The 24,382-nt window shown below is 44.1% G+C and carries 12 protein-coding genes and 4 pseudogenes; 12 read left to right on the top strand and 4 right to left on the bottom strand.

Annotation, left to right across the window (positions count from 1 at the left end; all coding sequences use genetic code 11):
- The first annotated feature begins 6 nt into the window (after window positions 1-6).
- The 5 genes from GKR74_RS08065 (at window position 7) to GKR74_RS08085 (ending at window position 7,019) form a co-directional block, all read left to right on the top strand.
- Window positions 7-876: an L-ribulose-5-phosphate 3-epimerase gene (locus GKR74_RS08065; RefSeq protein ID WP_154603180.1), complete on the top strand. Its 870-nt coding sequence runs from the start codon at window positions 7-9 to the stop codon at window positions 874-876.
- A gap of 10 nt (window positions 877-886) precedes the next feature.
- On the top strand, window positions 887-2,359 hold the full coding sequence (locus GKR74_RS08070) for an FGGY-family carbohydrate kinase (protein WP_154603181.1): 1,473 nt from the start codon (window positions 887-889) through the stop codon (window positions 2,357-2,359).
- Between the two features lie 980 nt (window positions 2,360-3,339).
- A complete protein-coding gene (locus GKR74_RS08075; RefSeq protein ID WP_154603182.1) occupies window positions 3,340-4,758 on the top strand; it encodes an NAD(P)/FAD-dependent oxidoreductase in 1,419 nt (472 codons plus the stop codon).
- An 84-nt stretch (window positions 4,759-4,842) separates the two neighbouring features.
- The gene (locus tag GKR74_RS08080; protein ID WP_036949217.1) at window positions 4,843-5,346 is read left to right on the top strand and encodes a RidA family protein; all 504 of its coding nucleotides are present in this window, start codon (window positions 4,843-4,845) and stop codon (window positions 5,344-5,346) included.
- 206 nt (window positions 5,347-5,552) lie between these two features.
- The gene (locus GKR74_RS08085; RefSeq protein ID WP_154603183.1) at window positions 5,553-7,019 is read left to right on the top strand and encodes a hypothetical protein; all 1,467 of its coding nucleotides are present in this window, start codon (window positions 5,553-5,555) and stop codon (window positions 7,017-7,019) included.
- A gap of 19 nt (window positions 7,020-7,038) precedes the next feature.
- Here GKR74_RS08085 and GKR74_RS08090 read toward each other — a convergent pair.
- From GKR74_RS08090 to GKR74_RS08105, 4 genes and pseudogenes are all read right to left on the bottom strand, one after another.
- A pseudogene (locus GKR74_RS08090) lies at window positions 7,039-7,812 on the bottom strand (iron ABC transporter ATP-binding protein).
- Window position 7,813: 1 nt separating this feature from the next.
- Window positions 7,814-8,797, bottom strand: a complete 984-nt coding sequence (locus GKR74_RS08095) for an iron chelate uptake ABC transporter family permease subunit (protein WP_154603184.1) — start codon at window positions 8,795-8,797, stop codon at window positions 7,814-7,816.
- On the bottom strand, window positions 8,784-9,746 hold the full coding sequence (locus tag GKR74_RS08100; RefSeq protein ID WP_036949213.1) for an ABC transporter permease: 963 nt from the start codon (window positions 9,744-9,746) through the stop codon (window positions 8,784-8,786). Before GKR74_RS08100 ends, GKR74_RS08095 begins: the two co-directional genes overlap by 14 nt.
- Window positions 9,747-9,749: 3 nt before the next feature.
- Window positions 9,750-10,745 carry a siderophore ABC transporter substrate-binding protein gene (locus GKR74_RS08105; RefSeq protein ID WP_154603185.1) on the bottom strand — a complete coding sequence of 332 codons (996 nt, stop codon included), beginning with the start codon at window positions 10,743-10,745 and terminating at the stop codon, window positions 9,750-9,752.
- Between the two features lie 204 nt (window positions 10,746-10,949).
- Here GKR74_RS08105 and GKR74_RS08110 point away from each other — a divergent pair, with 204 nt between their 5' ends.
- The 7 genes and pseudogenes from GKR74_RS08110 to GKR74_RS08140 form a co-directional block, all read left to right on the top strand.
- A complete protein-coding gene (locus GKR74_RS08110) occupies window positions 10,950-12,638 on the top strand; it encodes a glycoside hydrolase family 13 protein (RefSeq protein WP_154603186.1) in 1,689 nt (562 codons plus the stop codon).
- A 302-nt stretch (window positions 12,639-12,940) separates the two neighbouring features.
- Window positions 12,941-14,899: pseudogene (glgB, locus tag GKR74_RS08115) on the top strand (1,4-alpha-glucan branching protein GlgB); the annotation flags it as partial.
- A gap of 26 nt (window positions 14,900-14,925) precedes the next feature.
- Window positions 14,926-16,872: a glycogen debranching protein GlgX gene (glgX, locus tag GKR74_RS08120; protein ID WP_154603188.1), complete on the top strand. Its 1,947-nt coding sequence runs from the start codon at window positions 14,926-14,928 to the stop codon at window positions 16,870-16,872.
- A complete protein-coding gene (gene glgC / locus GKR74_RS08125; protein WP_154603189.1) occupies window positions 16,866-18,176 on the top strand; it encodes a glucose-1-phosphate adenylyltransferase in 1,311 nt (436 codons plus the stop codon). The genes glgX and glgC overlap by 7 nt, the downstream gene beginning before the upstream one ends.
- A gap of 11 nt (window positions 18,177-18,187) precedes the next feature.
- Window positions 18,188-19,639: pseudogene (gene glgA / locus GKR74_RS08130) on the top strand (glycogen synthase GlgA); the annotation flags it as partial.
- A gap of 43 nt (window positions 19,640-19,682) precedes the next feature.
- Window positions 19,683-22,118 (top strand): annotated as a pseudogene (gene glgP, locus GKR74_RS08135) (glycogen/starch/alpha-glucan family phosphorylase); the annotation flags it as partial.
- 402 nt (window positions 22,119-22,520) lie between these two features.
- The coding region (locus GKR74_RS08140) for an ESPR-type extended signal peptide-containing protein (protein ID WP_255453805.1) at window positions 22,521-24,382 on the top strand (1,862 nt) is incomplete at its 3' end.

The following is a 24,382-nucleotide window of genomic DNA, read 5'->3' on the forward strand; positions in this document are numbered from 1 at the left end:
ATAAAGATGACTATTTCACGAAAAAATCCGATTGGTATCTATGAAAAAGCCCTTCCAAAGCACAGTAGCTGGAGCGAAAAATTAGCTATTGCAAAGGCGGCGGGATTTGATTTTGTCGAGATGTCGGTTGATGAAACGGACGAGCGTTTAGCCCGTTTAGATTGGAGTTTGGAGCAACGCTTAGAGTTAGTGACTGCCATCCAAAAAACGCAGGTACGCATTCCAACGATGTGCCTATCAGGTCACCGCCGTTTTCCATTTGGAAGCCATGATGAAGATACCCGTCAAAAAGCCCGTGAACTCATGACAAAAGCCATCAAATTGGCTCAAGATCTGGGTATTCGTACCATTCAATTGGCTGGCTATGATGTGTATTACGAAGAGCAAGATGAAGGCACCATTGCCCGCTTTGAAGAAGGCATGAAATGGGTCGCTGAAATTGCCGCCGCGTCTCAGGTGATGTGCGCCGTCGAAATCATGGATACGCCATTTATGAATTCGATCACTAAATGGCAGGCGCTTGCCGATAAAATTCGCTCACCGTGGTTCCAAGTTTATCCTGATGTCGGTAACTTAACCGCTTGGGGTAGTGATGTGGCTGCCGAGTTAACCAAAGGCATCGAAAATATTGTTGCTCTGCATCTGAAAGATACCTACGCCGTAACAGACAGTTGCAAAGGTCAATTCCGTGATGTGCCATTTGGCGAAGGTTGTGTGGATTTCGTGGCACTATTCAAACAGCTTAAGCAGCTCAATTATCGCGGCACCTTCTTAATTGAAATGTGGACGGAAAAAGCCGATGAACCGCTGATTGAAATCATCAAGGCGCGCCATTGGATTGAAGATAAAATGCAGCAAGCGGGTTGGGAAAACTAAGGAGCCGACAATGAGCACATTTTTCATGGGTGTCGACCTTGGGGGCACCGTGATCAAAGCGGGGATCTACAGCCCTGAAGGCCAAGAGCTGGTGGTTGCTGAGCACCCTTTTCCCACTGAAAGTCCGCAAGCTGGGTTTAGCGAACGTAATATGGAAACCCTGTGGCAAGTCACCTGTAGCGTGATCCGTGAAGCCATCGCCAAAAGCCAACTGTCCGCCGCGCAAATCGCGGGCGTCAGTTTTTCCTCTCATGGTAAAGGGCTCTATTTACTGGATAAACACGGGAAACCTGTCAGAAATGGCATTGTTTCTTCAGATTCTCGCGCACAAGCGATTGTTGATCAATGGCACCAAAATGGTACCGCAGAACAAGCCTATCCGCTGAGTTTGCAGCAACTTTGGGCATCGCATCCCGTTGCCCTGCTAAATTGGTTAAAGCAACATGAGCCAGACAGCTATCGAGATGGTCGTTATGTTTTGATGGTTCACGACTATATTCGTTATCGATTAACTGACCAGCTCACTTGCGAAGAGACCAATATTTCTGGCAGCCAACTCTATAACCCAACCACGTCCAGCTATGATCCTAAACTCTGTGAATTGTTTGGTATTGAAGAGGCTAACGACAAACTCGCACCTGTGATTAATTCTGCACAGTCAACAGGCTGCGTCACGACTCATGCCGCAAATGAGTGTGGTCTTCAAGAAGGTACGCCGGTATTTGGCGGGTTCTTCGATGTGGTGGGGGCTGCGCTTTCATCGGGTGTCAGCCAAAAAGACAAGCTAAGTGCAGTCGCTGGAACTTGGACTATCTCCACGCGAGTTTTCGATAAAATCATGCCTTCGGATTACCCATATGTGTGGGGAAAATACTGTATTCCGGGCACCTATTTTGTTCATGAAGGTAGCCCAACCTCAGCCAGTAACCTCGCTTGGTTCACTCGACACTTTTTCGACCAACGTTTGCAAGATTACAAAGTGCTCAATGCTTGCGTTGCCGAAGGGGCAACACGGCAGAACGATATTCTATTTTTCCCTTGGTTATATGGCTCTAACTATCACAGTAACCTGCATGGCGGGCTACTCGGGTTAAGCTCCCATCATACTGAAGGGGATATTGCCTACGCCATTTATCAGGGAATTGTATTTTCTCATTTGCTGCATCAAGACCGTATTGTGGGCATTGATGACTGCACTCAAGCTATCCGCTTTACCGGTGGCCCAACCAATTCAGCGTTGTGGATGCAGATGTTCTGTGATGCCAGTAATTTGCCTCTTGAAGTGGTTGATGTTCAGCAGTCAGGCTGCCAAGCCGCCGCGCTGTGCGCCGCTGTCGGTTCTGGGTATTATTCGGGGTTTGATACCGCGATTGCATCCAGCACACCAAAAATCACTGCCTATCAACCGAACCCTATTGCTCATCAACAGCTACGGGATAAGTTCGCTCGCTTTAAAGCAGTGGCAGATGCATTGAGTTGCTAACTATAAATTGCCTCCCTTAACGTTCATCGAAAGGGAGGCATAACCCATTTTCCTAACCAATTATCCCTCTCATTGTATATATATTTATCTGATAGCCAGACTTTAATATTTAATTTAACATTTCATTAACCATTCTTCATTAGCTTAAAAATACATCAAATGTTAAATACTAAAATAAATGAAATTTTTCCAAATTAATTAATTTGAACAAATTATCAGCAAGATAAAAAAATAAATTTGCTCTTAATGTGAAAAATGAAAATGCAAAAAATCAGCATAAATAAAATCATTACATTTAGTGATGTTAATAACTGCATTTAAATATGAGCAATTAACAACCGAATACTCTCAAGAAGGGTGTGGGATTTATTTAGATTAAGGGTTGGAAGCAAAAAAATCATCAAATAAATAATTAACCTATTATGTTAATAAAATCACAGTAAAAATAAAAAATCATACTTTTCATATTGATATAAATAAAAATTCGCATAGATCAGAAAATAATCATCTATAACACCCTCAATAAATATACGGTACGACTAAACGGAAATTAATTGAATACAAATCCATCAAGTGATTATAAAATAGCTAAAAAATTTAACTTAATCTTTATTTTTTGAAGTAAAAAACAAAATCAAACTTAATCTAAATTCAGCATAATCAACTGATATTAATTATTTAGCCTTGCTTCAATTTAACCACTAAAATATTTACCTTATCTGAAATTTAGATATTTACACCTGTACACTTTTTCTGACATTAACAATTAAAATTATCAATTTCTGCTATTGATAAAATAATCCAAATTGCGACAAACCCCCAACAACACTGACCAGATCAAATAACCCACTCAAACTTTTCACTCAATTTTATTAACAAATCCTTTCGATACTTAACAATTTCAAAATATATGATAAGATCATCATCTCAATTTGAAATTATTTACTATATAAAAAACAAGATTGTTATTGAGGTTATAGATGAAAATCTCGAGAAGAAAACTATTATTAGGGGTTGGTGCTGCTGGTGTTATTGCTGGGGGCGCAGCTGTTGTCCCTATGATCCGCAGAGAAGGTCGTTTTGAAGCTACGCCATCACGCGTACCTGCAGTCGCGGGTACCGAAGGTAAATTACCAGCATCTGCTGATGCGGTCGTTATCGGTGCTGGTCTGCAAGGTATCATGACTGCGATTAACCTGAAAGAGCGCGGCTTAAACGTTGTTATCTGTGAAAAAGGCGTTGTCGGCGGCGAGCAATCTGGTCGCGCATACAGCCAGATCATCAGCTATAAAACCTCCCCAGCTATTTTCCCATTACACCACTACGGAAAAATTCAATGGCTCGGCATGAACGAAAAAATCGGTGCTGATACTAGCTACCGTGTTCAAGGCCGTGTTGAAGTTCCTTCAAGCGAAGAAGATCTGGAAGTTGCAAGAGCGTGGATCAAATCTGCGTCTGAAAACCCAGGTTTCGATACCCCGCTGAGAACCCGTATGATCGAAGGTCAAGAACTGGCTAATCGTCTGGTTGGTGCTCAATCTCCATGGAAAATTGGTGGTTTTGAAGAAGATTCTGGTAGCCTTGACCCAGAAACTGTTACCCCAGCAATGGCTAACTACGCAAAATCAATTGGTATTCCAATCTACCTGAATTGCGCAGTTCGTGGCTTAGAAACTGCAGGCGGTAAAATTTCTGACGTTGTCACTGAAAAAGGTGCAATCAAAACCTCTCAAGTCGTTCTGACTGGTGGTATTTGGTCACGTCTGTTCATGGGTAACTTAGGTGTTGATGTCCCTACTCTGAACGTTTACCTGTCTCAACAGCGTATTACTGGCGTTCCAGGCGCACCAAAAGGTAACGTCCACCTGCCAAACGGTATCCACTTCCGTGAACAAGCAGACGGTACTTACGCGGTTGCACCACGTATCTTCACCAGCTCTATCGTGAAAGATAGCTTCCTGTTAGGGCCACGCTTCCTGCACGTATTAGGCGGCGGCGAATTACCATTAGAATTCTCTATCGGTAAAGACCTGTTCAACTCATTCACTATGGCAACTTCTTGGAACTTAGACGAGAAGACTCCATTCGAAGAGTTCCGTACAGCAACTAACACGCCAAACAACGACCACTTAGATGGCGTTCTTGAGCGTCTGAGAAAAGAATTCCCAGTATTTAAAGAATCTAAAGTTGTTGAACGTTGGGGCGGTACCGTTTCTCCAACTGATGACGAGATTCCAATCATTTCTAAAGTTGAACAGTACCCAGGTCTGGTTATCAATACCGCGACTGGTTGGGGTATGACTGAAAGCCCGGCGGCTGGTCGATTAACTGCTGAATTGTTAATGGACGAGAAGACATTTATCGATCCAACGCCTTATAAACTGTCTCGTTTTAACTAATTAAAACGAAACACAATTAGATGGAACCTATCGAGCCCCTTACGGTCTTAATAGGTTCCTACTTTCATATATAAAGGAGTTATTATGCGCTACAAAACTTTACTGCTTTCCTTACCTTTAGTTTTAGGTGTAGCAACTGCAAACGCAGCAGACGATGTGAAACGTGTTCCAGTTAAAGGTTTCCCAATCGCTGAATCAGTAGAAATCAGCGCGAACAACAGCCTCATCTTCCTGAGCGGGAAAGTTCCTTCTAAAATCTCTAAAGATGCTCCAGAAGGCGTTTTAGAGTCTTACGGTAACACTGAAGTACAAACAATCAACGTTCTGAAACAAATTCAAGCGACTCTGGGTGAAATGGGGCTGACTATGAATGACGTTGTTAAAATGCAAGTTTTCTTAGTTGGTGGTGATGAAACTAAAGGAACTATGGACTTCGCTGGCTTCATGGCTGGCTACAACAAGTTCTATGAAACTGAAAAAGTGACCAATCTGCCAGCTCGTTCTACCTTCCAAGTCGCTAAACTGGCTAACCCAGCTTGGAGAGTGGAAATTGAAGTAACCGCAGTTCGCCCAGCAGCTAAAAAATAATTTTTAACTGACAACGAACGCTTAAAACGGCCGACTATTTATTTCCGCTTTGGCTTGGAAGTAAACATTAGCGGCCGTTTTTGTTTTCCTTCTCTCTGTCTCCCTTCTCTTTTATTGCCATCCACATTACTATTGTTCTTCCTTGATAAATACTTGCATCGTATTCATCCCATATTTGAATACGCTGAAACACCGGTAGGAAGGCCATGATTAAAGAATCTCTGAAAATCCACGGTAAAAAGCAGTTTGAAATCAAACAGCAAGTCTTTTTCCCTCGGAAATCAAAAGAGATCCGCTACCAAGTTGAAACCTTCTTTTTTCTTCCGGCATCGATGCAAGTTAACCCTGACCTCTACACCCCTTCAAATCTTCAGCGCAGCTTAAAAAACTATATTCGGCTGCGAGCGCCTACTGTGCAACTCGCTTCTATTCCTGCAGAAGGTGGGCTAGTTGATGAATTAAAAAGCTGGTTGGAACGGTTAGATCCTGAATTACCCCCAACATTAGATGAATATGAAAACCATCTAAAACGCTTTGCACTCACCTTTAAGCGCAGCGTACGGCTAACCCTGAAGATGGTCGCCCAGAACTCTCAACGGCAAACTGAAGAGTATATAACGGGGATGCTGGCAGACATTGAGCATGGTCTCAAACGCTATCGAGAACTCAGCGCCTATGCTGCCCCCATTGAGAGCGTGATTCAATCCAACGCTTTCGCCTATTGCGATGAGTTTATGTCCCATTACACCCTGTTTTACTTACAGGATTTATTAAAAGACAAACAGCTTCCTCTGCGCGATGAAATTCGCCATCTGTGGTATCAAGAAATGCGTTACTTGAAAAAGCTAGCACCAGATAGCTTTCCGCATGATGAAAACGATGCGGAAATGGTCACTTACCGCCGCAATTTGCTGAAAAAATATATTAATCGCTACCTCTACTTAGAGATCCGCCACAAACGAGGTCTTCCGTTACTTTTGCACTCCATTTATGGGATTGCAGCTGCAATTTCGATGATTTTCGCCACATTTATCGCCTTTATGTGGCAAGGTAAATATGGTGCGCTCAGCGCCAATTTATTCTTAGCGATGGTGATTGGTTATATCTTTAAAGATCGTTTAAAAGAGATTGGACGAGAACAGCTATACCGTCTGTTTCAACGCTGGATCCCCGACCGCCAATTGCGTATTTATCGGGAAGGAGTCAAAGAGCCGGTTGGGGTTTGTAAGGAATCATTCCGCTTTCTGAAAGAAAGCACCCTATCCCCAGATATTCATGAAATGCGACAAAAATCCCACTGGGTAAATTTGGTCAATGTACAGCGCGTGGAAGATATTCTGTATTATCGCAAGGATGTCACCTTGCACAGCCATTCTGCGGCCTTTATGCAGACTCAATCGTCCATTGTGGATATTACGCGGGTTAATATTTCAGACTTTTTGAAATATCTCGATATTAGCTATGAAGAGTTGATGGTGAATGATGATGAACCCGTGATTATGGGCGAAAAGGTTTATCATATTTACCTATGCCGCCGCGTCATCATGAATAAGAAAGCCTACAATGAATTAGCACGTTTAGTGGTGAATGCCGATGGCATCAAACGCCTTGAAATCCTTCAGCCACTGGATGAGCTCGACAGCGACGAAGATATTACGATCCCGCCGCAATAATACACCGCTCCAATATCATCTATTGGAGCGGATAAAATCAGTAATACAGCGCGATCCGTTGTCCATCCAGCTCTTTAACTTCAAGCGGCGTATCGAAAATTTCCTCTAAAATCTCGGATTTCATGATCTCTTGAGGCTCGCCGTGGTAAGACAAACGTCCATTTCGCAGCGCCACGATATAGTCTGAATACACTGAAGCAAAGTTAATATCGTGGATCACCAGAATGATGGTTTTACCTAGCTCATCCGCCGCACGGCGCAGTAATTTCATCATGATCACCGCGTGCTTCATATCCAAGTTATTCAGTGGTTCATCCAGCAGCACATATTCGGTATCTTGGCACAGCACCATCGCCACATACGCACGCTGACGCTGACCGCCAGAAAGCTCATCAAGATAACGATGGCGAAATTCTGTTAAGTTCAAAAATGCCAGAGACTCGTCGATTTTCTGTTTATCATCCAGTGTTAAGCGCCCTTTGGTATAAGGATAACGCCCGAAACCAACCAGCTCTTCCACCGTTAAGCGGCTAGCAAATTGGTTTTCTTGGCGAAGTACCGATAAGCAGGTAGCGAGTTGGTCGCTTGGTGTGGTCGAGACATCCAAGTTATTCACTTTGACATAACCGTGATCAGCCGATAGTAAGCGACCAATAATCGACAACAGCGTTGATTTCCCTGCACCATTTGGACCGATGATTGAAGTGACACCGCTATTTTTAATATTGGCTGTAACGTTATCTAAGACCTTAGTATCTTGATAACTTTTCGATACCTGATGAATTTCAATCATACTAAAACCTTCTTAACACCATATAAATAAAGAATATTCCACCGACAAACTCGAGTACCACAGATAAGGTACCCGCTTTATTCAATCCATATTCAAGAACTAACTGTCCGCCCACTAATGCAATCACACCAAGTAGGAAAGAAACAGGTAATAAATAGCGATGCTGACTGCTTCCTGCGATGTAATACGCCAAGTTAGCCACCATCAAGCCGAGGAACGTTAGTGGGCCCACCAGCGCCGTGGAAATAGCCACTAAGACAGAAATCAGTAATAAGATTACGGTGACTTGCTGACGGTAGTTAATCCCTAAGTTCACCGCATTAGCTTGTCCCAGTGCGAGCACGTCAAAGCAGTAACGCATACGCCAAAGCAGAATGCCCACAATCACGGTGATCACCAACGTGAATAGAATCAGCTCCGGCGTTCCTTTGGTAAAAGTCGCGAACATCCGGCTTTGCAAAATGGAAAACTCATTCGGATCCATCAAGCGTTGCAGCAAGGTTGCCACACTGCGAAACAGTGTTCCGAGGATAATCCCCACCATCAACACTAAGTTGATATTCATTTTGACGGAGATAAACAGCCAGCGGTACAGCAGTACGGAGAAAATCACCAGCAGGGAGGATTCCAGCAAAAACTTACCAATATTCAACAGCCATGATGCGGGAAAACTATCGGTATAAAACACAAAGATAGTTTGCAGCAGGATGAACAATGCCTCTAACCCCATAATGGATGGCGTCAGAATTTTGTTATTGGCGATAGTTTGAAACAGAACCGTCGACACCCCAGAACCAAACGCCACAATGATCATTGTTAGAACGATATAACCACGATGGGGCAGGATATACGCAAGATTACTGCCCAAATTAATGGTCATGTATAAAATGATCGACAGCACTGACAGCGCAGCCAACAAACCGATGCGCTGGATTGGCGTGAACGTTCTTTTCACTGGCAAACTTAATGAATTAACTTTTTCCATAACGCTGATGCTTTAACAAGAGATAAAGGAAAATAACCGCGCCGACGACACCTAAAATCACACTCGCAGGAATTTCAAACGGATAGCGAATTAGGCGACCAATAATGTCACACAGCAGCACTAAGCCGCCACCTGCCAAACAAATCCACGGGATAGTTTTACGAATATTGTCCCCCATCATCAAGCTAATCAGGTTCGGGACAATCAATCCTAAGAATGGCAACGCACCGACAACGACAACGACCACACCGCTGATTAAGGCGATAATAGATAACCCGATGGTCATCACTTTCTGGTAATTCAAACCGACGTTAACGGAAAACTCACGCCCCATCCCTGCCACTGTAAAGCTATCGGCAATTAAACAGGCAGCCAGTGTTAAGCCACCCACCAGCCAAAGCAGCTCATAGCGACCTTGTAAAATACTGGAGAAATCGCCGCTCATCCAAGCACCTAGGGATTGAAGCAGGTCGAAATAGTAGGCAGTAAAAATGGTAAGCGCGCTGATCACGGCCCCTAGCATGATACCGACTAACGGCACTATCAGGGCGGACTTCAAAATGATCCGGCGCAAAATCAGCATAAACAGTGCGGTGCCTAGCAGTGCAAATCCGCTCGCTACCACCATTTTGGTCATGATAGAAGCTGTTGGATACAGGATCATCACGAACAGTAAACCAAGGCTCGCTGATTGCGTGGTACCCGCAAGGGAAGGTTCGATGAAACGGTTTTGGGTGAGTAGCTGCATAATCAGCCCCGCGACGCTCATGGCGCTTCCTGCGAGGATCAGGGCGGCGGTGCGAGGGATACGGCTCACGAAAAAGATATCTTGCATCTCGGGGTCGGTGAAAAGCGAAACGGGTGACACGTCACCCGCTCCAATAAACAAGCTTAATACCGCTAATACCAATAACGCGAGAATACCAAAAGAGAGATAAAGCGTTTTCATTGATTAATTCGTTTTTTTCTTCTCTAAAGCTTTGTTTACATCATCCATTAATTGGGAATAAGTTTGGATACCACCAGCGATATAAACCGCTGAAGAATCTAAATAAGCCACTTGGCCTTTTTCCCATGCAGAGGTTTTTCTAACTAATGCATTGTCTAACACGTCTGCCGCAGGTTGTGCATCTTTCGCACCAATCGCACCATCACGGTCGATAACAAATAACCAGTCTGGGTTCAGTTTTAATAACAGTTCTGAGTTCACGATATTACCGTGACGGCCAGTATCTTCAGTGAAGACATAAGCCGGTTCGAAACCTAATACATCAAAGATAAAGCCAAAACGGGAACCTGGGCCGTAAGCAGAAATTTTACCGCCGCTCACTAAGATCACCATCGCCTTGCCCGCTTCAGGGGTTTTGCCTTTGATATCATTAATTTTGTTTTTGAAGTCAGAAACGAGTTTATTCGCTTGTTCTTCTTTACCAAATAAAGAACCTAACAGCGCAGTACGCTCCATCAGGCTATCAATAAAACGTTTGTTATCAATATCCAGAGAAATCGTTGGTGCGATACCGCTTAATTTGTCATAAGCGTCGCGAGCACGGCTACCACCTAAAATCACATCAGGTTTTGCACTGCTGATAGTTTCATAAGCCGGCTCAAATAAGCTCCCGCCATTAACATATTCTGAGGTGCTATATTTCTCTAAAAACTGTGGAAAATGGGCGTTAGTTTGTGGAACACCAATCACCGGAATACCCAGCGCATCGATGATGTCTAAGGTTTCCATGTTCATCACAAACGCACGTTGTGGATGGCTAGGAATTTCAGTTTTACCTTGAGCATGTTCAACGACAATCGTTTGTTTTTCAGCTGGTTTTTCTGCTGCTGGCTGCTCGGTTGTTGGCGCTGCTGTTTGTGTTTGCTTAGCGTCATCACAACCCGCTAACGCAACAACGGATAATAGGGCAAACCCTGAAACTAATGATTTTGCGAACATCTAAATTCCTCCACCTTTCAATGTGATTATCGTTAGTCACGTCTTTCATGACCCGAAGATGGCGGTCATCTTACATGAAACATAGCGCTAATGATATTAGTTTGCATTTGCATTTCGCAAAATAATGATACATCGCACAAAAACACACATTACCTATATTTAAAGCAACTTACTCACATCTTATTTTGATTAGGGAGAAAACAAATGGCTCAAGCCTGGTGGAAATCCGCGGTGGTATATCAAATCTACCCCAAAAGCTTCTATGACCATAATGGCGACGGTATTGGCGATCTTGCTGGTATCACCGCCAAGCTAGACTATATCCAATCTTTAGGCGTAAACGTGATTTGGCTATGTCCAATTTTTGAATCACCGATGAAAGATAATGGCTATGACATTGCCAACTATGACAGCGTGGATCCGGTTTTTGGCAGCAATGATGACCTTGATATTTTAATCAGCCAAGCTTCGCAGCGTGGCATTAAAATTCTGCTGGACTTGGTGCTTAATCACAGCTCAAACCAGCACCCTTGGTTCGAAGCTGCCCTTGCCGACCCAAACAGCCCTTACGCCGACTATTACCAATTTATTGAATGGGATAAACCCACTCCACCGAACAATTTACGTACCTATTTTGACTGCCCAGTCTGGACTCGAGTTCCCGATAGCAATCGCTGGTACTTCAACTCTTTCGGCCCCGAGCAACCTGATCTTAATTGGGAAAATCCACAATTGCGCCAAGAAATTATCCAAATGATCAATCGTTGGATAGCTAAAGGGGTTGCAGGATTTCGCATTGATGCCATCGGCAATATAAAAAAATCCCCTGAAGCCCTCTCGCCTTACCAATTCCCTCCTGATCGGGAAGATGGCACCGCGTTTTTAGTCCCTTGGGTGGTTAACCAACCGGGAATACACGAATTTTTAAAGGAGCTCGCGAGCCAAACCTTCCCCCCTGCGAACTCAATGACGGTGGCTGAAATCGATGTTCCACCGCAAGATCTTGCTGACTATATCGGGGAAGATGGGTCATTCTCTATGGTGTTCGACTTCAGTATTGCGGATCTCGATATTGCCAAGCAGCCCCCGTTTTCCATTGCTCCAATCACTGGTGAACGTTTGAAACCTGTTTTTCTAAAAAGCCAGCTCACAACCCAGCAGGTTGGTTGGGGCGCGCCTTATTTAGAAAATCATGACCAACCGCGCTCACTGAACAAATTCTTACCGAAAGGCGCCATCTCCCCTGTCGCCGAAAAAATGTTGGCGATGTTCTTACTGACTCAGCGCGGCACGCCATTTATTTATCAAGGACAAGAAATTGGCATGACGAACTGCCCAATGACGCTCAACGAGCACCACGATCTGCATCTCTTTAAACTCTACCTATGGGGTCAAACGCACGGATACTCTCACACCACCATGATGAACTATTTTACCCAACGCAGCCGCGACAATGCACGAACACCATTTCAATGGAATAACCAACATCATGGCGGATTTACCACAGGCATCCCATGGTTGAAGGTTAATCCCAATTACCGCGAGATCAATGCAACGACTCAACAGCAGCAACCCGATTCACTTTTCGCGTTTTACCAGCAATTAATTACCCTGCGCCGCCATTCGCCAATTAGCGATATCTTGGTTGAAGGCGAATTCTCAGAAATCAGCGCCCCTGAACCTGTTATTGCTTATCGCCGAACATTAGGCTCACGCGCCATCGATATTTACTGTAATTTCAGCGATAAACCGCAGGCTATTCACCAACATTATCGCCAAGTGCATTTAAGCAATATCGCAAATGCCCATAATGACAATACCCATAACGACAAGCAGCAAATTATCCTACAGCCTTATCAATCAATAATTTTTGAAGTAGAGAAAAGTGAATAATTAAACAAATCACTCTGAATAGGTTTAAATAAAGATAAATAATCACCCGATATTTCGATATCAATCATAATCGGGTGATAGTTATTAAATTAAGCATTTAATTACGTTGAGTATTATTAATTGATAACTTAATAATACTATTCAAAAACAAACCAACTCATTGTTAAATAACGAATTTAACAACTTTTAAAGCTAAATATGTGAAGCCTATCAAATACAAATTAAATAATTTAAGTAAAGTTTAAATTGCTCATTTCACTTTTCTTGAGGTTATTTATTTGCCAACTAATAATCGCGAAGTTATTTCTCAAATAACTTCAGGGCGTCGTTCTGCTGAAATATCTTCCGCAGAAACCCAAGCAATTAAAAAGCACACTGATGGCTTTGGCACTCTCATTCGTGACATAGATGGCTGGCTACTGGCAGAAGGCACCCATCTACGTCCCTATGAATGTCTTGGTGCCCACCCCGTCAACTTCGACGGTGTTGATGGGGTGATTTTTTCTTTATGGGCGCCCAATGCTCAACGGGTCTCAGTTGTTGGCGAATTTAATCAGTGGGATGGGCGTATTCACCCAATGACATTGCGCCATGAGGTGGGTATTTGGGAACGGTTTATTCCTGAAGCCAAACTCGGACAGGCGTATAAATATGAATTACAAGATAACCGAGGCTATATACGGGTCAAAGCCGACCCTTACGCACTGAAAAGTGTGCTATTTCCCCATGTAGAATCAGTGATAACGGCCTTGCCAAACAAACAAACTCCACAGCACTCCACTACTGCAAGTTCGCCACTTTCCGCGCCAATCTCAATTTACGAAGTGCATTTAGGCTCTTGGCGCCGTCACCCGCACAACAATGGCTGGCTAAGCTACCGACAACTGGGGGAGCAACTTATTCCTTATGTGGCAGACATGGGATTTACCCATCTGGAGTTGCTCCCTATTAGCGAACATCCGTTTGATGGCTCTTGGGGCTACCAACCTATCGGACTCTATTCCCCAACCTACCGTTTTGGTGGCGTTGAGGATTTTCTCTACTTGATTCAAACCGCCCACCAGCATCACCTTAAAGTGATCCTCGATTGGGTACCTGCCCATTTTCCCAATGATGAATATGGGTTAATCCAATTTGATGGTACCGCGCTGTATGAATATGCGGATCCGCGCGAAGGCGTCCACCAAAACTGGCATACCTTGATTTATAACTACAGCCGCTATGAAGTGGCTAACTTTTTGGCAGGCAATGCCCTCTATTGGCTAGAGCGTTTTGGTGTCGATGGGCTGCGTGTCGATGCGGTTAGCTCAATGATCTACCGCGATTACAGCCGCGAAGAAGGAGAATGGGTACCCAACAAATGGGGTGGCAAAGAGAACCTCGAAGCTCTCGATTTTCTACGTTATACCAACCAAATTGTTAAACAAAACTGCCCCCATGCGTTAATGATAGCCGAAGAGTCAACCGCCTTTCCCAATGTCACAGGCTCGGTTGAAAATCACGGTTTAGGTTTTGATTTCAAATGGGATTTAGGCTGGATGCACGACACTCTGCGCTATATGTCCCTTGACCCGATTTACCGTCAATATCATCACCAACAAATGACCTTTGGTATGTTTTACGCCCATAAAGAACACTTCGTTTTACCTCTTTCCCACGATGAAGTGGTACATGGCAAAGGGTCACTTCTCAGCAAAATGTCCGGCGATACATGGCAAAAATTTGCCAATTTACGAGCTTATTATGGATTTATGTGGGGTCATCCCGGTAAAAAATTGTTGTTTATGGGAGGAGAATTCGCCCAAGGGCGAGAGTGGGATCACGACACAGGGCTAGATTGGCATTTACTGAACCCTGAATATGATGGCTGGCATACCGGTGTACAGCACCTTGTACGCGATTTAAATCACTGTTATCAGCAGCATCCACCTCTGTACCAGCTCGACGATTCCCCACAAGGCTTCGAATGGTTGGTCGTTGATGACCATCAAAATTCAGTATTCGCTTTTGTACGGCGCGATGCTAACAATCATGAAATTCTGGTGGTCGCCAACTTCACCCCCGTTCCCCGCGAAAACTATCGCATTGGCGTTCACCAATCGGCTTGCTACCAAGAAATTATCAATACCGATTCTCACTATTATCGTGGCAGTAATGTGGGCAATCAGGGGGCAATATCCACCCAGCAAATAGCGGCTCACGGTAAAAATCACTCCCTAAATATTACGCTTCCCCCTTTGGCTACCCTGTATTTGAAACGGGCGGATTTGGAAACGGGAGGCACCGAATGACACATTTTAATTATCGGCAAGGTCACGCTTCCCCCCTCGGCAGCCACATGGACGAACACGGCGTCAATTTTGCGGTCTATAGCGAACATGCAGAACACATTGACCTGTGCGTGTTGGGCTCACTCGGTGATGAAACTCGTTACTCGCTCTATCGGGGGGATAACCATATTTGGCATGGTTATTTAATGGGGGCAAAAGCGGGTCTGCATTATGGTTATCGCGCCAGCGGGAAATGGGAACCGCAAGCAGGATTATTTTTTGATGAAGCCCACTTACTGATTGACCCTTACAGCCGCGAACTCAGTGGTAAACAGCATCCTTACTCCGTCATCAGCCATGACCCGTATGACTGGCAAGGGGATACGCCTCTTCATACTCCATGGTCAAAAACCGTGATTTATGAAACCCATGTTCGGGGGCTTACCATGCTACACCCTGACATTCCGCCAGCCCTGCGTGGTAGCTATGCGGCTCTCGCACACCCTTGCATAGTCCAGCATTTAACGCGACTTGGTGTAACGGCACTGGAGCTGCTCCCTGTGCAATTTCATCTGGATGAACCGCGATTACAAGCTAAAAATCTCACTAATTATTGGGGCTATAACACACTGGCACCGTTTGCGATTGAGCCTCAGCATTGGTCTGGGCAAGCAGGCTCTACGCCACTGCGTGAGTTTCGCGATATGGTCAAAGCCCTGCATCGTGCTGGCATTGAAGTTATCCTCGATATTGTGTTTAACCACACGGCCGAATTAGACCGCTCAGGGCCTTGCTTATCGTTTAGAGGGTTAGATAACCCCACCTATTACTGGTTAAGTGAAAATGGCGAATATGCAGATTGGGCGGGCTGCGGCAATACATTGAAATTGTTCCACCCCACCGTAAGCCAATGGGTGCTGGACTGCCTGCATTTTTGGGCAATTGAATGCCATGTTGATGGCTTTCGCTTTGATTTATCCACGATATTGGGGAGAACTCCGGAATTTAATTCCCATGCTCCACTGCTTAAGGTTATCTGCCAAGACCCCATTCTTGGGCAGCTTAAGTTGATTGCCGAACCTTGGGATCTCGCCAACAACGGTTACCAACTGGGGCAATTTCCACTGCCTTTTGCCGAATGGAATGACCAATTTCGCAATGATTGCCGCCGTGCTGTTTTGTATCAAGATATTCCTATCGGTACCTTGGCAAGTCGCCTTGCAGGCTCGCGGGACTGCTTTTTACAGAATGATCGTCCTAGTTTTGTTTCAATTAACCACATCACCGCACACGATGGCTTTACCCTGCAAGATTTGGTCAGTTTTAATCACAAGCATAACCATGCTAACGGTGAAAATAACCAAGATGGTACCAACCACAACAACAGTCATAATCATGGTTTTGAAGGGTTAAATGCCCCCGAGAAAATAGCGCGGGAACGCCAAAAGAGCCAGCGTCATTTATTAAGTTTGCTGTTCTTGTCATTAGGCACTCCGATGCTACGTGCAGGAGATGAATTAGGGCATAGCCAACAAGGGAATAATAACGCTTATTGCCAAGATAACCCGATAAGCTGGCTTAACTGGCAGGAAGCCGATCACTCGCTTATGGAATTTACCGCACAACTCGCCGCATTGCGCCAGCAAATCCCTGCACTGACGTCGGGGCAATGGTGGCATTCACTGCCACCCCATAAAACCGTTGAGTGGCTAAATGCCCAAGGCTCCCCCATAACCCTTGAACAGTGGCAGCAATCATGCCCCATGCAAGTGTTACTTTCTGGTCAATGGCTATTACTGATTAATTTCACTGAGCAGCCCCATTCACTCACGCTTCCCGAGGGGAATTGGCACCCTGTCCCGCCTTTTCATTTCCACTTGCTTAGCTCTATTTCCCCAAAAACCTTCGTGGTCATGCAGCGCCACGAATTTTCGCAAAGTGCCATTAAGGAATTGATATGTTAGAGAAAATGCCTTTTTATGCCTACCCAAATTCTATTTCGAGGCAACTATTAGCCAAAGAACTTCCGAGCAATACGGTTGCGCTTATCTTGGCGGGTGGTAAAGGCTCTCGTCTCAAAGCCCTGACTCAGAAGCAGCCAAAACCTTCACTCCACTTTGGCGGGAAATTTCGAATTATTGATTTCACCTTATCTAACTGTATGAATTCCGGTATTTATCGCGTCGGTATACTGACCCAATACTATTCCCATCACTTAATCCAACATATTCAGCACAGTTGGTCATTTCTAAACGGAAAAACCAATGAATTTATTGAAATTTTCCCTGCTCAACAGAAACAGGATGCCGAAGATTGGTACCAAGGTACTGCCGATGCCATCTTTCAAAATCTCGATGTGATTAGCCAATATCAAGCCAAATACATCATTGTGTTAGCCGGGGATCATATTTACAAAATGGATTATTCACGCATGTTGCTCGACCATGTAGAAAAAGGGAGCCAATGCACGGTGGCCTGTATTGAAGTGCCCTGTAGCCAAGCGTCTGAATTTGGCATCATGGACATTAACGATGACGAAAAAATCATTAATTTTATTGAAAAGCCTCAATTTCCCCCATCGATGCCGGGGAAGCCTTATGTCGCATTAGCCAGTATGGGCGTTTATGTTTTTGATGCCCAATACCTCTACCAATTACTTTCTGAAGAGCAGCAACAGCAGAATACACAGCATGATTTTGGTAAAAACTTAATCCCTAAAGCGGTACAGCAAGGCAAGGCTTGGGCGCACCCGTTTAGCCGCTCCTGTGTCTATTCTGATTTTAATATAGGTGCATCTCCCTACTGGCGCGACGTAGGCACCATTGATGCCTACTGGAACGCCAATATTGATTTAGTTTCAGCGAAGCCCGCACTGGATATGTATGATCCCCATTGGTCGATTCGGACGGGTCACTCCCCATTGGCACCCGCTCGGTTTATTCAAGGTGAGTCACAGCAGCCCCCTCAGATTATCAACACATTGATTAATGCAGGCTCCATCGTCGAAGATGCCAAAATTGCTAACTCCGTAATTTTCCAAAATGTCCGCGTGAATGCTCACAGCCAACTCAATGCCTGTGTGATCCTCCCCGATGTCTCTATTGGATATGCCTGCCGCTTACAACGCTGCATTATCGATAGCGGCTGTGTGTTACCCAACAAACTGGTGATTGGTGAAGATCCACAATGGGATGCCCAACATTTCTACCGCTCGGAAGGTGGCGTCGTCCTTGTCACTCAAACAATGCTCGATAACCTTGCCGCTTAAAGGAGACTCAGATGCGCGTACTTCATGCTGGCTCAGAATTATTTCCACTGCTAAAAACAGGCGGCTTAGCGGATGTGCTCGGCGCATTACCTCAAGCTCAAATCGCTGAAGGGGCGGATGTCCGTATCGTATTACCCGGTTTTCCTGCGCTACTGGATGCCGTTCATCACACCTTGGTTGGCAACCATATCAATACATTTGCAGGCCCCATCACTCTGCGTTTTGGCCATTATGATGGCGTCGGCCTCTATTTAATTGACGCCCCGCATCTCTATCAGCGTACAGGTAGCCCCTACCACGACAATAATCAACAAGAATACAGGGACAACTATCTGCGCTTTGCTTTATTAGGCTGGATAAGCAGCGAACTTGCCTGCGGTTTTGATGCCGATTGGCGACCCGACATTATTCACGCCCACGACTGGCATGCGGGACTATGCGCCGCCTATCTCGCCGCCAAAAATTACCCTATTCCTTGCGTATTTACCGTTCATAATCTGGCTTACCAAGGGCTATTTTCGGCAATCCATTTTCCTGAGTTGCAGCTGCCTAACGGATTTTATTCCCCCGAAGGCTTAGAATTTTATGGGCAAATTTCCTACCTCAAAGCGGGGCTGTTCTACGCCAATAAAATCACCTTTGTCAGTCCCACTTATGCCAAAGAAGTTACCACTCCTGAATACGGTTATGGGCTCGCCAATTTACTTAAGCTGCGCCAATCTCAAGAGGATATTTTGGGGATCTTAAACGGCGTGGATTACCAAGTTTGGGATCCACAGCTTGACCCGTTGATCCCCCATAATTACGGGCGGCAAAATATGCTCGGCAAAGCCATCAGTAAAATGACCCACCAACGAGAAAACAAACTTAATGTCACCGATAAAGTGCCATTATTCGGTGTTGTCAGCCGCCTCAGTACACAAAAGGGATTAGACCTCTTGCTGGAAGTGATCCCCGATTTGTTGCACCAAGGCGGACAATTGTCAGTCTTAGGCAGTGGCGATGCTGATTTACAGCAGGCCTTTGAGCAACTTGCCGACCAATTCCCAAAACAGGTTTCTGTCCTTATTGGCTATGACGAACCCCACGCCCATAAATTGATTGCTGCCGCTGATGTGATTGTGGTGCCTAGCCGCTACGAACCTTGTGGGCTAACCCAACTTTATGGTCTGAAATATGGCACTCTCCCACTGGTTCGCCACACAGGCGGGCTAGCCGATACTGTCACCGATTGCTCCCTCGAAAATTTGGCAGATCGCACAGCAACCGGTTTTGTCTTTCATGACTATCACGGTTATCGCTCCCACCATGGAAAAGCTACCGAACTCAATGATGCTGTACGTCGCGTTTTCGCTCTGTGGAATGAACCGACTCGCTGGAAACGCGTACGCCGCCAAGGTATGCAGATGAATTTTAGCTGGCAATCTTCCGCCCAAAAATACCTTGTGCTTTACCAGAACTTAATTGAGCCAACGCTCCATTCCCCAACGATTGAAGGTGCTAACCATGAATGATCCATTTACCATCCAAAATCGCGAGCAGCGGATCAACACACTGATCGACTCCATTCAAACCAAACTGAAGTTTATGATTGGCAAAGACCCCATTATTGCCACCCAACATGATTGGCTCAATGCCATCTCCTACGCTATCCGCGACTTAACCGTTGACCGTTGGTTACGTGCTATTCGCCGTTCTCTATCTCAATCGGATCGTGCGGTTGCCTATCTTTCAATGGAGTTTCTGATTGGCCGCACCCTTTCCAATACTTTATTAAATTTAGGCATGTACGAAGATGTGGCTGATGCGTTGAAAAAAATGGGCTTTGAACTGAGTGCGATTTTAGAGGAAGAGGATGATCCTGGTTTAGGCAATGGCGGTTTAGGGCGTCTTGCCGCCTGCTTTCTAGATTCTCTCGCTACCTTAAAAATTCCTTCCGTTGGATTTGGAATTCGCTACGAATATGGCATGTTTCAGCAAAATATTATTGATGGTCAACAAGTTGAATCCACCGACCGCTGGTTACAATATGGTAATGCATGGGAGTTTCCGCGCTATAACCTTAGCTACAAAGTCCGCTTTGCCGGCCGCCTTCAACAAGAAGGTAAAATCGTTCGTTGGGTGGAAACTGAAGAAGTGCTTGCTCGCGCCTATGACCAAATCGTGATGGGCTATGGCTGCGACGCCACCAACACCCTACGCCTATGGTCTGCCCATGCCACGAATGAAATGAACATCAACAAATTTAACCAAGGGGAATACTCGGCCGCCGTTGAAGATAAAAATTTTTCTGAGAATGTCTCCCGTGTGCTCTACCCCAATGATTCTACGGAATCAGGGAAAATTTTGCGTCTTGGGCAAGAGTATTTTCTTGTATCAGCAACCTTGCAGAATATCCTCGATGTCCATTACCGAGTCCATGGCACGTTGAGTAATCTTGCCGATAAAGTGGCAATCCATCTAAATGATACCCACCCCGTTTTAGCCATTCCTGAACTGATGCGCTTGCTTATCGATGAGCACGAATATGAGTGGGAAGCCGCATGGCAAATGAGTGAAAGAATCTTTTCCTACACCAATCACACTCTGATGGGAGAAGCATTAGAACGATGGTCTGTGGACCTTCTCGGGCGATTGCTCCCTCGCCATCTACAAATTATCTTTGAAATAAACGACCACTTTCTCACTGAGATCAAACAGCGTTACCCCAATAACCCAGAACTTTTAACCCGCCTATCTCTGATTGATGAATCCCATGGACGCTATGTTCGCATGGCATGGCTTGCCGTCGTGGGTAGCTACCAAATAAATGGTGTGTCAAAGCTGCATTCTGAGCTCATGACTCAAGAAATTTTCGCTGATTTTGCCAAAGTATTTCCTAAGCGTTTTAGCAATATCACCAATGGCATTACCCCACGCCGCTGGCTGGCGTTGTGCAATAAACCCCTGGCAAGCTTGATTGATGAAACCATCGGTGAAAGTTGGCGGGAAGATCTCACAGAGCTTTCGCGCCTACAGCAACGCACCGATTTTCCTCTATTTATTGAGCGGTTAAAAACCTGCAAATTAGAAAACAAAGTTGCTCTCGCCGACTATATCGCTAAAAACGTCAATATCATCGTCGACCCTCATGCTATGTTCGATGTACAAATTAAACGTATTCATGAATATAAACGCCAATTACTCAATATCTTGCAAGTCATTGGACGCTACCAGCGTATCTTGCAACTTCCCGAAAAAAATTGGGTTCCGCGCGTGGTGATTTTTTCAGGAAAAGCCGCCTCATCCTACGTTAACGCCAAAATGATTATCCGACTCATCAATGATATCGCTAACGTGATTAACCATGACGCCCGAACCAAAAACCGCTTAAAAGTGATTTTTATTCCAAATTACAGCGTGAGCTTAGCGGAGTTAATTATTCCCGCCACCGACTTATCTGAGCAGATATCCCTTGCAGGAACTGAAGCTTCTGGAACAGGTAATATGAAATTTGCCCTCAATGGCGCATTGACCATCGGCACATTAGACGGTGCTAATATTGAAATTCGCGAACATGTTGGCGAAGACAATATGTTTATCTTTGGGCATACCGCCGAGCAAGTTAACGCGATTCGCACACAAGGCTATGACCCACGAAAGATTTACCAAGATCATGAAGATCTGCACAATGTCCTCAATTCCCTCGTTTCGGGCATTTTCAGCCCTGATGACCCTAACCGCTATTACCCGCTTTATGATTCTCTGATTAATTTTGGAGACCATTATCAATTGCTTGCCGATTACCACTCTTACGTTCAAGCCCAAGATGCCGTCGATAAGCTATACCAAAACCCAACGTTATGGACGCAAAAAACCCTCAATAATATTGCTAATATGGGCTATTTCTCTTCCGATAGAACCATTAATGAATATGTTGAAAAGATATGGCGAATGAAACCCACTCAGTGAAATAAAAAATATGATTAAACAGCCCAAAGATTTAACGTAAATACTCGTATCAGGTTTAAAACTTTGAAGATCAAAAAAATGCATCAATACGCTGTATATGCGTATTTTTGCAGTTTTATCATTCGATAATTTTATTTTTATATTTTTTTATATTGAAAATATACTTAATTATGTTTTCCACTTATTTAAATTTAAATAAACTTAATTAATTAAAGCTTAATTACATAAAAAAAATCAAATCAAAACCCCTGTTCATTATTTTATTAATGACATTTACTTACCATTGTGATTAGTATAATTAAAGCCTAATAACAAAAATTCAATATCTACGTAAACTTTACGCAGATTAATTAACCCTACACGCAGCAATGCTATATTTCATAGGAAGTCATTATGAATAAAGTTTATAAAACTATTTGGAACGACGCGATAAAGTCGTGGGTTGCCGTACCTGAAATAACGCAATCCGGACCAAAATTAAAAAACTCAACAGACAATAAGATTAATCCAAAAAATAAATGCAATAGCAAAAAAGAGAATGTTTTAAGAATATTTAATATAAAAAATATTGTAATTGTTTTATCTGGTTTATTTCCGTTAATCGCTAATGCGGTTGTTAGTGATAAATTAACAGTAATAGTCGATGATGACGAAAAAATGGTTGCGGTTTATAATATAGATATCTATAAAAAGTATTTTCCTACTGCAAAATGGAACTCAAATAGTCCAAGTAACCTTTATTTACCTGAAACAATCGTTGTGGGAAAAAACTCTAGTCTTGCTAACTCAGCGACCGACTCTAAAACGGATGCGACTGGCGGAAGTGTTATTTTTGGTCCAAATTCTGTCGCTTATGGTTTTGGTAATACTGCATTTGGCGCTGGAACTTATGTCAGCACAGGTGGTACTGCTCTAGGAGTTGCAACCATCGCAAATAACTTAAGTACCAGCGTTGGACGCAGTGCAGTTGCTGAAAATAATGGTGTCGCGATTGGGCGAGCTGCATTAGCATCCGATACCGCAGATGGAGGGGTCGCTATCGGTGTTTCCAGTAAGGCTACCGCCAATAATGCCGTCGCGATTGGTCGTTCTTCCGTGGCTTCAAATGTGAATGAAGTCTCCTTTGGTAACGATACAATAAAACGTAAACTCACCAATATCGATGCGGGTAGTGCAGATAATGATGCTGTTAACTTTAAACAGCTATCCACCACCAATGCGAATGTTGCTAAAAATACTCAAGAATTAATTGATACGAATAATGTATTAAATACAGCAAAAACAGATTTAACTAAGCAAATCAGTGATAATAAAACCGATGCTAACAATCAAATAACTACCGTAAATAATAAAATAACCCAGATTAATAATGGAGAAATAGGTCTTGTTAAAATTAACAGTGCCAATAACCTTATTAATGTGGCCAGTGATAAACTTGGAAAAATAGTTAGCTTCACCGGCTTAAATGGCAATCGTAAATTAACGGGCATTGATAAAGGCACGGAAAATAACGATGCCGTTAATGTCAGCCAATTAAATGAAACTAATGCATTAGTCGCCAAGAACACGATCGATATTGCTGATAATAAAACTGCGATTGATAAGAACACTACCGATATCGCGGGCAACAAAACCGCTATCGATAAAAACACCACCGATATCGCCGACAATAAAACCGCTATCGATAAGAATACCAACGATATCGCCGACAATAAAACCGCTATCGATAAGAACACCACCGATATTGCTGATAACAAAACCGCTATCGATAAAAACACTACCGATATCGCCGACAATAAAACCGCTATCGATAAGAACACTACCGATATTGCTGATAACAAAACCGCTATCGACAAGAACACCACTGACATTGCCGATAACAAAACCGCTATCGACAAAAATACGTCTGATATCACCAGCAATACCGTAGCCATTGATAGAAATACCCAAGACATCTCCAAACAAGGTGATGCGCTGAAAGATATCTCCACCAACTTAGAATCCGGTACTTTAGGGCTTGTCCAGTTGTCGGCTAATGGTGAAGAAGTGATCCTCAGTGATAAAGCCAAAAATGCCAACGCGTTTAATATTGGCAATAAAACCCTGAACGGTGTTTTGGCGGGTAAATTAAGTGCCGACTCTACTGAAGCGGTAAACGGTAGCCAGTTGCACGCCACCAATCAAGCTGTGACAGCGAATACCACTGCGATCGCTGATAACAAAACCGCTATCGATAAGAACACCACTGACATTGC

Source organism: Providencia sp. wls1914, from assembly GCF_009706645.1.
Taxonomy (GTDB): Bacteria; Pseudomonadota; Gammaproteobacteria; order Enterobacterales; family Enterobacteriaceae; genus Providencia; species Providencia zhijiangensis.

Excerpts from the sequence above, each read along its gene's own strand:
- GKR74_RS08065 (WP_154603180.1), top strand. The coding sequence starts at position 7 with ATGACTATTTCACGAAAAAATCCGATTGGTATCTATGAAAAAGCCCTT.
- GKR74_RS08070 (WP_154603181.1), top strand. The coding sequence starts at position 887 with ATGAGCACATTTTTCATGGGTGTCGACCTTGGGGGCACCGTGATCAAA.
- GKR74_RS08075 (WP_154603182.1), top strand. The coding sequence starts at position 3,340 with ATGAAAATCTCGAGAAGAAAACTATTATTAGGGGTTGGTGCTGCTGGT.
- GKR74_RS08080 (WP_036949217.1), top strand. The coding sequence starts at position 4,843 with ATGCGCTACAAAACTTTACTGCTTTCCTTACCTTTAGTTTTAGGTGTA.
- GKR74_RS08085 (WP_154603183.1), top strand. The coding sequence starts at position 5,553 with ATGATTAAAGAATCTCTGAAAATCCACGGTAAAAAGCAGTTTGAAATC.
- GKR74_RS08095 (WP_154603184.1), bottom strand. The coding sequence starts at position 8,797 with ATGGAAAAAGTTAATTCATTAAGTTTGCCAGTGAAAAGAACGTTCACG.
- GKR74_RS08100 (WP_036949213.1), bottom strand. The coding sequence starts at position 9,746 with ATGAAAACGCTTTATCTCTCTTTTGGTATTCTCGCGTTATTGGTATTA.
- GKR74_RS08105 (WP_154603185.1), bottom strand. The coding sequence starts at position 10,745 with ATGTTCGCAAAATCATTAGTTTCAGGGTTTGCCCTATTATCCGTTGTT.
- GKR74_RS08110 (WP_154603186.1), top strand. The coding sequence starts at position 10,950 with ATGGCTCAAGCCTGGTGGAAATCCGCGGTGGTATATCAAATCTACCCC.
- glgX (WP_154603188.1), top strand. The coding sequence starts at position 14,926 with ATGACACATTTTAATTATCGGCAAGGTCACGCTTCCCCCCTCGGCAGC.
- glgC (WP_154603189.1), top strand. The coding sequence starts at position 16,866 with ATGTTAGAGAAAATGCCTTTTTATGCCTACCCAAATTCTATTTCGAGG.